We start from the raw sequence: 10,518 nt of genomic DNA on the forward strand, positions 1-10,518 counted from the left end.
CGTCTTACCGTACCAACCGCTCGGTATGTTCCCCTAGGCCCGTAGCTCGTGAACCGCCGCGATGAAGTCCTTCGTGATGCCCCGCAAACCTGGCAGATGCGACAGCCCCACCAGCCGGTCGACCAGCGGCACGGTCACCTCGATCAGCCGGTACGTCCGCGCGCACCCCGGCGAGGTGTCGTGCACCCAGAACAGCACCATGCCCATGGACAGCAGCCACAGCAGCTCGGGCAGCTCCTCACGCAGCTCGGCGTTCATCCGGTCGTGCGACCCCTCGACGACCTCGCGGTAGATCGCGATGGACGCCTCGCGCGCGGGCGACGACTGCTCGCTGAACGGGCTCAGCGGGTTGGTCGGCTCGGCCGCGTGCTTGAAGAACTTGACGGCGAACTCGTGGTACGGCTCGGACACGCGTAGCCACTCGCGCAGCACCCCGCTCAGACGGGCCGCGAACGACGTCTCCGTCGCGAGGAACTCCCGGCAGGCGACCTCGTGCTCCGCCTGCGCCCGGTCGTAGTACGCCTGGATCAACGCCTCCTTGCCGGAGAAGTAGTAGTAGGCGTTGCCGACGGAGACCCCGGCCTCGGCGGCGATGGCGCGCATGGTGGTCGCTTCGAAGCCCCGCTCCCGGAACAGCCGCAACGCCGTCTCGACAATGACCTCACGGGTGCTCTCCGGTCCACGGTTTCGGGCTTCGGACACGTTGGTCACTTTACGGCGTGAAGCGACGAAGGTCATGGAGCCGCACGGTGATCGCAGACTGAGAGCAAAGTTGCCGTCGGAGCATGAGTCATCTCCCGTGATTGGTGGGATTGTTCGTTCCAGGCGGAAGGGCTATTTCCGCGAAAAGGCATCGACATGTGTATACGTGGAACAGTGCGGCTATCCGTGGTCGCGCTCCTCGGCATCGAGATCACCATAATTTCGCTGACCTCGGCCGCCTCCGCCGCGACCTACCCCGATGGGCCGCGCGCGGAGGGCAGCATGTACGAATCCGGCCCCGGCGTCTGGTACGACGGGCCGGAGAACTGGCGATCGGGCCCGGCGGAGGCGGGCTGGAGGATCACCGAGGCGGAAGACTTCAACTTCGACGAAAGGGACTTCGAGTACCAGCTTCCTCCCGAGATGTACGACGACCCCGGCTGGTCGTTCGACCGGCCCGACTGGGAGACGTTCCGCCCGTACACGCACGAGGACCGCACCGACCCCCGTCGGGAAGCCGGCCCTCAGGCCAGGAAACAGTCCGCGGCCGCCAAAGCGCGTAGGAGCCACGCGCACGCCAAGGCAGCCGAAACCCCCCGCACCCAGCGTCACGCGCCCCACAGGCGTCCTCTCGTCGATCTGAGCCGCGTCCTGCCGAGGCAGGCCTCGGTGCAGATGTCCCACTTCTCCGCCACCACCCTGCTGCGGAAGGCGGGACTGCACGTGCACTCGTCCGGCAACTGCGCCAGCAAGCACCGGCACACCTGCACCTCACTCGACTCGGTACGCGCCGGGACGATCGGCGACATCCTCACGCTGAAGCAGCAGAGCGGCTGCCCGATCACCGTCACGGGCGGCACCGAGCGGGGCCACGCGCCCGGCCACTACAGCCATGGGAACGGCTACAAGCTCGACATCTCCCACAACTCCTGCATCGACCGGTACATCGTCGCCAACACCCGCAAGACCGGGCGCCGCGGCGACGGGTCGACGCTCTACCGCTCACCCTCGGGGACGATCTACGCCAACGAGGGCTCCCACTGGGACATCCTCTTCCGGTGAACGCGAAACGGGGTGACCCCGTGCGACCCGCACGGCGTCACCCCGTCGCCACGAGCGTCAGAACTCGGCGGCCACCAGCTCGGCGATCTCCGCCGCGTTGAGCGCCGCGCCCTTGCGCAGGTTGTCGCCGCAGACGAACAGGTCGAGCGAGTTGGGGAAGTCGATCGCCTGGCGGATGCGGCCGACGTACGTGGGGTCGGTGCCGACCACGTCGAGCGGCGTCGGGTAGACGCCGTTGGCCGGGTCGTCCATGAGCACCACCGTCGGCGCCGCCTCCAGGACGCGGTGCGCGTCGGCGACCGTGATCTCGCGCTCGAAACGCGCGTGCACGGCCAGCGAGTGCGTCGTGATCACCGGCACCCGCACGCAGGTCGACGAGACCTTCAGCTCGGGGATGCCGAGGATCTTGCGGGACTCGTTGCGGAGCTTCAGCTCTTCTGAGGCCCAGCCGTCTTCCTTGAGCGAGCCGGCCCACGGCACCACGTTGAACGCGATCGGCGCCGGGAACGGCGAGTCGGCGGGCAGCTTGTTGGCCAGCGCCTTGCGCACGTCGCCGGCCGCCTGACCGATCGTGCGGTCGCCGGCCAGCGCCTCGACCTCGTCGTACAGCCGCGCGGAACCCGCCACACCGGCGCCGGAGACCGCCTGGTAGGAGGCGACGACCAGCTCGGTGAGGGTGTACTCGGCGTGCAGCGCGCCGATGGCCGCCATCATCGACAGCGTCGTGCAGTTGGGCGTCGAGATGATGCCGCGCGGCCGGTTGCGCGCCTCGAGCGGGTTGATCTCGGGCACCACCAGCGGGACGTCGGGCTCCATACGGAACGTGCCCGACTTGTCGACGGCGATCGCGCCACGCTCGGCCGCGATCGGCACCCACACGGCCGACACCACGTCGGGCACGTCGAAGATGGCGATGTCGATGCCGTCGAACACCTCGGGCGCGAGCGCCTGCACCACGACGTCCTCGCCGCGTACCCGCAGGGCCTTGCCCGCCGACCGCGGCGAGGCGACGAGACGGATCTCGCCCCAGATGTCCGCACGTGTCGACACGATGTCGCGCATGACGGTGCCGACCGCACCGGTCGCCCCGATCAGGGCGAGATTGGGCCTTCTGCTCATCGTCCTGAACCTCCGTACACCACGGCTTCGACCTGGTCGGCGTCGAGATCGAAGGCGCGGTGCGCGGCCGCCACGGCCGCGTCGACCCCGTCCTGCCCGACGATCACAGAGATGCGGATCTCCGAGGTGGAGATCATGTCGATGTTGACCCCCGCGTCGGCGAGGGCCGCGAAGAACGTGGCCGTGACGCCCGGGTGCGACCGCATGCCCGCGCCGATCAGCGACACCTTGCCGATCTGGTCGTCGAACAGCAGCGACTCGTAGCCGATCCGGCCCTGGATCTTCTTCAGCGACGTCAGCGCCGTCGGGGCGTCGGCGACCGGCAGCGTGAACGAGATGTCGGTGCGGCCCGTGGCCGCGGCCGACACGTTCTGCACGATCATGTCGATGTTGATCTCGGCGTCAGCAAGAGTTTTGAAGATCGAGGCAGCCTCGCCGACCTTGTCGGGGACCCCGACAACAGTGATCTTGGCCTCGCTCCGGTCGTGCGCGACGCCGGAGATGATCGGCTGCTCCATCTCGGTTCCTTCGGTGTAAGGGTCGGAGACGACCCACGTGCCTTCCCTGGTGCTGAAAGAGCTGCGTACGTGAATCGGCAGGCTGAAACGGCGAGCATATTCGACACACCGCAGATGCAGGATCTTCGCACCACAGGCCGCCATCTCCATCATCTCGTCGTAGGAGATGCGGGGAATCTGACGGGCCGCGGGCACGATGCGGGGGTCGGCCGTGAAGATGCCGTCGACGTCGGTGTAGATCTCGCAGACGTCGGCCTCCAGCGCCGCGGCCAGCGCCACCGCGGTGGTGTCGGAACCGCCACGGCCCAGCGTGGTGATGTCCTTCGACTCGTGCGAGACGCCCTGGAACCCGGCCACGATCGCGATGTGGCCCTGGTCGATGGCCTCCTGGATGCGGCTCGGCGTCACGTCGATGATGCGCGCCTTGCCGTGCGTGGAGTCAGTGATCACTCCGGCCTGCGAGCCGGTGAACGAGCGGGCCTCGTGACCGAGGTTGGCGATCGCCATCGCCAGCAGGGCCATCGAGATGCGCTCGCCCGAGGTGAGCAGCATGTCGAGCTCGCGGCCCGGAGGCAGCGGCGACACCTGTTCGGCCAGGTCGAGCAGCTCGTCGGTGGTGTCGCCCATGGCGGAGACGATCACGACCACGTTGTTGCCGGCTTTTTTCGTCGCGACGATCCGCTGCGCGACCCGCTTGATGCAGGACGCGTCGGCGACGGAGGAACCACCGTACTTTTGCACAACGAGCGCCACGAGAGTCTCCCAGTTCGGACGTGGGCTGCCAGTCTACTGGGGGCTTCTCATGGATCAGATGGCTCGTACCACTATGTGGATGCTCAGACCGCGGTGACTTCCTCGGCCACGTCGAGCCGCGAATGCGCCGCAACCGCCTGGAGTGCGCGCATGGCCGCGCCCGCGTGGTTGCCCCACGTGTTGAAGTAGGAGTACTGCCACCACCACAGCGCCTCGTGCGGGCGGCCGGCGTGGTAGTGGCGCAGCCCGTGGATGAGGTCGGCGGCGACCGCCGTCAGGTCGTCGGACAGCCGGTAGGGCGTGACGCCCGTGTCCTTGTACGGGTCGAACACCTCGGCGTAGTCGTCGACCGCCTCCAGCCGCTCGGCCAGCGCCGTGCGGACGCCGTCGATGTCGGGGTCCTCGCTCATCGGCGGCTCGTAGTTGCCGGCGAGTATCACGTCACGGTTGGCTCCGAGCTTGGCGCCCGCCAGGCACACCTGGGCGACCTCGACCAGCAGCAGCGACCAGATGGCGTCGCCGCCCTCGCCGCCCGCCACCCGGGTCACGCCGTCCACGTAGTCCTGAGCGTGCCCGGCAATCTCTTCCGCCAGCGTGCTCCACTCGTCAGACATCCAGCAGTCTCCGTCCTTCGAAGGCCCGGCCCAAGGTCACCTCGTCAGCGTATTCGAGGTCACCTCCGACGGGCAGGCCACTGGCCAGTCGTGTCACCTTGAGGCCCATCGGCTTGACCAGACGGGCAAGGTAGGTCGCCGTCGCCTCGCCCTCGAGATTGGGATCGGTGGCGAGGATGAGCTCGGTCACCCGGCCGTCGGCCAGCCGCGTCATGAGCTCGCGGATGCGCAGGTCGTCGGGGCCGACGCCGTCGATCGGGCTGATCGCGCCGCCGAGCACGTGGTACGTGCCGCGGAACTCGCGCGTCTTCTCGATCGCCACGACGTCCTTCGACTCCTCGACCACGCAGATGACGTGCGTGTCGCGGCGGGCGTCACGGCAGATGCGGCACTCCTCCTCTGCCGCCACGTTGCCGCAGATCCGGCAGAACCGGACCTTCTCCTTGACCTCCAGCAGCGCGTGCGCCAGCCGTTTCACGTCGGCCGGGTCGGCCGCCAGCAGGTGGAACGCGATCCGCTGCGCGCTTTTGGGACCGACGCCGGGCAGCAGCCCGAGCTCGTCGATCAGGTTCTGGACGACCCCCTCGTACATGCCTAGAACCCTGGCAGCTGTCCGAGACCGCCGCCACCGAGCCCCTGGGCCAGCGGACCGAGCTTCTCCTGCTGCAGGTCGGCGGCGGCGCGGACGGCGTCACGGACGGCCGCGATCACCAGGTCGGCGATCGTGTCGGCGGTGTCCTGAGCGTCGTCGCCGTCGATCACACTCGGGTCGATCTTGAGTTCGAGCAGCTCACCGGAACCGTTGACGACGGCCGTGACCAGGCCGCCGCCCGATGAGCCCTCGATCTGCGCGTCGTTGAGCTCCTGCTGGGCGCTCACAAGCTGCTGCTGCATGAGCTGGGCCTGCTCCAGCAGCTGCTGCAGGTTGACATCCCCTGGGTTCACCGTCGTGCGCTCCTCATGGCTCAGCGTTCTTGACTGCCACGAGCCTACGGCGTTTGGACGGCGTCATGTACTGGTGGAGTCACCATGTTTCGTGCAGGGATCGCTTACCGGGACAGCAGGTGCGTCGCTGCACCCCGGACGAGCCGCCCGCCGCCCGGCACCGGGGTGCGGCCCGCCGGGCCAACCCCGATGCCCGGCCGGACTCCGGCCCCCCTCCAGAGCCGGTGTCCGGCCGAGCCCGACTTGTGCGGCGCTCGATGTCTCTGCCGGGTCTCGGGCCCCCCTCCAGCGTCCGAGACCCGGCCCATCACCCCGGCGGAGCGGCCGCGCCGCGCCGACGTGATGCCAGTGGAACCTACGCATCGCTACGTTGCACACACGTTGCGTTCACGCGATCACTCTCCGCAATCCCCTCCCAAACGGGTTGCGCAGAACGGTCGCAAGACGGATGCTCTACATGACTACTTGGAGTGACCGATGAGTTACGTCGACCTCGACGCCTACTCGCGGCATCTGCGCAGCGCGCACGAGTCCGCGGCGACCGGGCGGCCGTGGCCCGAGGCCCCCCGGCATGTCATCAGGGCGTCGTGGCGTCGTTCGCTCGATGCCGGCGTCGACCCGGACGTCACCGGCGCCCCGCTCGTCTACGACTCCGCCGACGTCAAGCAGGTTCGGCTGGAGCACCCGCTGCGGCCGCTGCTGCCGCTGATGACCACGACGCTGGCCGGCCTCGCCGACGAGACCGGCCATATCGTGGTCGTCACCGACGGTGACGGCCGGGCGCTCTGGCGCGAGGGCAACCACACGATCATGCGTCGCGCCGACACGATCGGCCTGGCCACCGGACACCAATGGGCCGAGCACGCCGTCGGCACCAACGGCATCGGCACCGCCCTCGCCATCGGCCGGCCCGTCCACGTCTACTCCGCCGAACACCTCATGCGCGTGCTGCACGTCTGGTCGTGCAGCGCCGCCCCGATCACCGACCCCGACTCCGGCCACGTCATCGGCTGCGTCGACGTCAGCGGCACCTCCAGCAGCCTCCACCCCGCCACCGTCGCCCTGGTCGCCGCCACCGCCAAGCTCGTCGAGACCGAGCTCACCGTACGCATGCACCAGCGCGACGAGCGCCTGCGCCGCCGCTACGAGTCGCTGCGCAGCCGGCCCGGCATCCTGCTGTCGTCCACCGGGCGCGTCATCTCCGGCGACCCTACGGGCGGTCTCGGCGGGCGCGTGCCGCTCCTTCCCGCCGCCGGGCGGCGCATGATCCTCAAGGACGGCACTGTCGCCCTGCTCGAACCGTTCTCCGACGGCTTTCTGCTGCGGCCCACCATGTCGCCAGGGTCCGCCGCGTCCCCCGCGCTCCGGCTGGCGTTCCTCGGCGAGAGCGGGCCGACGGCGTCCGTCGGCGAGCACGAGCGGCCGCTGTCGCTGCGGCACGCCGAGATCCTCACCCTCCTCGCCCTCCACCGCCACGGCCTCACCGCCGAACAGCTCTCCTTCCACCTGTACGGCGACGCCGGCAACCCCGTCACCATCAGGGCCGAGATCCACCGGTTGCGCGCGCAGCTCGGCGACGCCATCGCGGCCAAGCCGTACCGCCTGACCTGCCCGGTGGAGGCCGACTTCCTCGAGCTGCGCCGTCTGCTGACCGGCTCCGACCCGGCGAAGGTGGCCTCGGCGTACACCGGGCCGCTGCTGCCCCGCTCCGAGTCACCCGAGATCCGCCGCGAGCGCGACGAGCTGGAGGCCCAGGTGCGCGCCTGCCTGCTGCGGCGCGGCTCACCCGACGACCTGTGGACGTACGCGCAGACCCGCAACGGCCGCGACGACTACGAAATCCTGGAGCGCCTCGCCGAACTCCCCCCGACCGACCTACGCTCCGCCGCCGCCCGCACCCGCCTCCACCCCTGAACCCCGGGCACGGCGGCGCGTCCGTCGGGTCAGGTGTGGTCGATCTCGCCGATCACCTGGGCGTCGAGTTCGCGTTCGAGCAGCGCCATGCCCGAGACGGCGTCCACGTCGGCGTCGGCGTCGTTGAGCGGGTCGACGTCGTCGACGTCGTTGTTCTTGTCACGTCCAGGGATCGACTCCGGCCAGGCGGCGCCGCCCCGAGGGGACGGCACGCGCGGACCCGACTGGGCGGCGGCCTTCGCCGCCGAACGCGCGGCCGCCAGGCCCGCGGACGGACCCTTCCCGGACGGCGCGGCGGACGTACGGGTCGGGTCGGGCGCGGGCGGCAAACCAGGACCCGGGTCGTCGGGCGCCTCGGGCCAGGACTCGTCGGTGGTCGGACGGGCCGGCGGAGGGGCCGAGGGCTGCGCGTCGTCCTGACCGCCGCCGTCACCGTCGCCAGAACCGCCGTGCGACGCCGTACGGCCCTGCGGCCCCGACGTCTCGGTGACCTGCGGCACCGCCTGGGCGCCGGCCACCTGCCCGCCCTGCTGCCCGCCACCGTACGACGGGGAACGGGCGGGGCCCCGCGACGCGGACGGCGCCGGGGAGCCGCCGACGACGGCCTCCACCTTCCAGGTGCCACCGAGCACCTCGCCGAGCACGCCGGCGACGACGGCGTCCTTGCCGCCGCCGGTGAAGTTCTTCATCGCGCCGACCTGGGAGAAGCCGAGCGTCACGATCTTGCCCTCGACACCCACCACCTGGGCGTTGGTGCTCACGTTCGCCCAGACGACGATGCTGCGCTGCTTGAGCGCGGCGAGCACGGCCGGCCACTGCGCCGCCACCGCGCCCGTCGCGGCGGGCGCCGGAGCCCCACCACCTTGCTCGGCGGGCGCGCTGGGCGGCGCGGGAGCGCTCGGAGCAGCCGCCGGACTTCCCGGACGCGCCGGTTCTGGCCAGTCGTCCGCACCTGCCGCGGGCCGGGGTGCCGGGGCCTCAGCCGGTACGGCGGCCGGAGCCGGGGCGGGAGCGGACGCCGCGGCCGGGGCAGGAGCAGACGCCGGGACCGATGCGGAGACGGGGGCCACGGAAGGAGCGGGGGCAGCGGCCGAGCGGGCGGCCATCTGCGCGACGGCGCCCCCGCGTTCGAGACGCTCGACGCGCGCGAGCAGCGCCGCCTCGTCCTGGGCGGCCCCGGGAAGCAGGACGCGCGCGCACATCAGCTCGAGCAGCAGCCGCGGCGACGTGGCGCCGCGCATCTCGGTGAGCCCGGCGTTGAACACCTCGGCCGCGCGGGTCAGCTCGGCCGGTCCCATCGACGCCGCCTGCCGTACCAGGCGCTCCAGCTCGTCGGCCGGACGGTCGAGCAACCCGCTGGTGGCCGCCTCGGGGACGTTCGCCAGGATCACCAGGTCGCGAAAGCGTTCGAGCAGGTCGGAGGCGAACCGGCGCGGGTCGTGCCCGCCCTCGATCACCCGGTTGACCGCGTGGAAGACCTTCGCCCCTGCACGGGCCGCGAACGCGTCGACGACCTCGTCGAGCAGGTCTCCGTCGGTGTAACCGAGCAGGGAGACGGCTTTCGCGTACGTGATGCCGTCCTCTTCGGCCCCGGCGAGCAGCTGGTCGAGGATCGACAGCGAGTCACGCGCGGACCCGGCCCCGGCGCGGACGACCAGCGGCAGCGCGGCCGGCTCGTACGGCACGTCCTCGGAGGTGAGGATCTCCTCCATCAGCGCGCGCAGCGTCGACGGCGGCATCAGCCTGAACGGGTAGTGGTGCGTACGCGACTTGATGGTGCCGATGACCTTTTCCGGCTCGGTCGTCGCGAAGATGAACTTCAGGTGCGGCGGGGGCTCCTCGACGAGCTTGAGCAGCGCGTTGAAACCCTCACGGGTCACCATGTGCGCCTCGTCGATGATGTAGATCTTGTAGCGCGCGGAGACGGGGGCGAAGAAGGCCCGCTCACGCAGGTCGCGCGCGTCGTCGACGCCACCGTGGGACGCGGCGTCGATCTCGATCACGTCAAGGTGGCCCGGCCCGGTCGGGGCCAGCGCGACGCACGACTCGCACTCGCCGCACGGATCGGGCGTCGGACCCTTCTCGCAGTTGAGCGAACGGGCGAGGATGCGCGCGCTGGAGGTCTTGCCGCACCCGCGGGGGCCGCTGAACAGGTAGGCGTGGTTGATGCGCCCCGTACGCAGCGCCTGCCGCAGGGGGTCGGTGACGTGTTCCTGACCCTTGACCTCGGCGAAGGTCCCGGGTCGGTACTTGCGGTAAAGCGCAAGGCTCATACGACCATCCCACCTGCGAGGGGGCTCCCAACGAAGAGACCCCCCGCACACCCGCCAGAGCCCGCTTATCCTTGCTGCCTTCCGGCCCTGGGGAGGTTCACAGGATGACGCCGCGCGAGGGGTCCACGGACAGTCTAGCCGTAAGGCGCAGTGCTCGCTGCATCCCGAAGGAGGCCGGAAAACATGGCCTGCGCACTCCGAGAAGTCCGGTAAGCTCGTCGGCGGAGGATTCGCCTAGTGGCCGAGGGCGCACGCTTGGAAAGCGTGTATAGGGCAACCTATCAGGGGTTCAAATCCCCTATCCTCCGCGCCTGGTTGAGGCAGTAAACGCGAAGGGGCCGACCCTACCCAGTCGGCCCCTTTCGCTATGTCCAGTCTCAGTTTCAGTCTCAGTTGGCCTCTTCGGAGGGTTCCTCTCCCTCCTCGCCCACCTCCCAGAGCAGGCTGTCAACCTGCTTGGCCACCGTGTTCCGGATGCCGTCGGTGACGTGCTGGTTCCGGCGTGCCATGCCGCTAGGACTGGCTCGTTTCACGGGCCTGAGCTTCCGTTTGGTGAACCGGCGGCAGGCGGACAACGTCATTAGCGTGTGAAACCCATCCATTGGATCAGCATCGTCG

At 69.9% G+C, this 10,518-nt stretch carries 10 protein-coding genes, 1 tRNA gene and 1 other RNA gene; 3 read left to right on the plus strand and 9 right to left on the minus strand.

All coding sequences use genetic code 11. The annotated features are described in order from the left end of the window. Window positions 1-33: 33 nt before the first annotated feature. Complete coding sequence (locus BLR04_RS32630) at window positions 34-702, minus strand: TetR/AcrR family transcriptional regulator (protein WP_245740795.1); 669 nt, start codon at window positions 700-702, stop codon at window positions 34-36. Between the two features lie 174 nt (window positions 703-876). Here BLR04_RS32630 and BLR04_RS32635 point away from each other — a divergent pair, with 174 nt between their 5' ends. Then, a complete protein-coding gene (locus BLR04_RS32635; protein ID WP_143022321.1) occupies window positions 877-1,764 on the plus strand; it encodes a hypothetical protein in 888 nt (295 codons plus the stop codon). A 57-nt stretch (window positions 1,765-1,821) separates the two neighbouring features. Here the strand turns inward: BLR04_RS32635 and BLR04_RS32640 are convergent, their stop codons facing one another. From BLR04_RS32640 to BLR04_RS32660, 5 genes are all read right to left on the minus strand, one after another. Beyond that, window positions 1,822-2,883, minus strand: a complete 1,062-nt coding sequence (locus tag BLR04_RS32640; RefSeq protein WP_090772567.1) for an aspartate-semialdehyde dehydrogenase — start codon at window positions 2,881-2,883, stop codon at window positions 1,822-1,824. Next, window positions 2,880-4,154, minus strand: a complete 1,275-nt coding sequence (locus BLR04_RS32645; RefSeq protein WP_090772569.1) for an aspartate kinase — start codon at window positions 4,152-4,154, stop codon at window positions 2,880-2,882. The genes BLR04_RS32640 and BLR04_RS32645 overlap by 4 nt, the downstream gene beginning before the upstream one ends. Before the next feature lie 83 nt (window positions 4,155-4,237). Then, window positions 4,238-4,768 carry a DUF5063 domain-containing protein gene (locus tag BLR04_RS32650; protein ID WP_090772571.1) on the minus strand — a complete coding sequence of 177 codons (531 nt, stop codon included), beginning with the start codon at window positions 4,766-4,768 and terminating at the stop codon, window positions 4,238-4,240. Then, complete coding sequence (gene recR / locus BLR04_RS32655) at window positions 4,761-5,360, minus strand: recombination mediator RecR (RefSeq protein ID WP_090772573.1); 600 nt, start codon at window positions 5,358-5,360, stop codon at window positions 4,761-4,763. Before recR ends, BLR04_RS32650 begins: the two co-directional genes overlap by 8 nt. A gap of 2 nt (window positions 5,361-5,362) precedes the next feature. Next, complete coding sequence (locus tag BLR04_RS32660; protein ID WP_176903390.1) at window positions 5,363-5,713, minus strand: YbaB/EbfC family nucleoid-associated protein; 351 nt, start codon at window positions 5,711-5,713, stop codon at window positions 5,363-5,365. A 477-nt stretch (window positions 5,714-6,190) separates the two neighbouring features. On the opposite strand from BLR04_RS32660, the gene BLR04_RS32665 reads away from it, so the two are divergent. Then, window positions 6,191-7,627 carry a helix-turn-helix domain-containing protein gene (locus BLR04_RS32665; RefSeq protein WP_090772575.1) on the plus strand — a complete coding sequence of 479 codons (1,437 nt, stop codon included), beginning with the start codon at window positions 6,191-6,193 and terminating at the stop codon, window positions 7,625-7,627. A gap of 29 nt (window positions 7,628-7,656) precedes the next feature. Here the strand turns inward: BLR04_RS32665 and BLR04_RS32670 are convergent, their stop codons facing one another. Both BLR04_RS32670 and ffs read right to left on the minus strand, forming a co-directional pair. Next, window positions 7,657-9,900: a DNA polymerase III subunit gamma and tau gene (locus BLR04_RS32670; RefSeq protein WP_090772577.1), complete on the minus strand. Its 2,244-nt coding sequence runs from the start codon at window positions 9,898-9,900 to the stop codon at window positions 7,657-7,659. Between the two features lie 31 nt (window positions 9,901-9,931). Then, an RNA gene (ffs, locus tag BLR04_RS32675) (signal recognition particle sRNA small type) lies at window positions 9,932-10,027 on the minus strand. A gap of 96 nt (window positions 10,028-10,123) precedes the next feature. On the opposite strand from ffs, the gene BLR04_RS32680 reads away from it, so the two are divergent. Continuing rightward, window positions 10,124-10,208: transfer RNA gene (locus tag BLR04_RS32680), tRNA-Ser, on the plus strand. An 81-nt stretch (window positions 10,209-10,289) separates the two neighbouring features. On the opposite strand, the gene BLR04_RS40090 is transcribed toward BLR04_RS32680, so the two are convergent. Then, on the minus strand, window positions 10,290-10,518 hold a 229-nt coding region (locus BLR04_RS40090; protein WP_218129252.1), incomplete at its 5' end, for a hypothetical protein.

The sequence above is a fragment of the Nonomuraea maritima genome, from assembly GCF_900100395.1.
GTDB classification, from domain to species: domain Bacteria; phylum Actinomycetota; class Actinomycetes; order Streptosporangiales; family Streptosporangiaceae; genus Nonomuraea; species Nonomuraea maritima.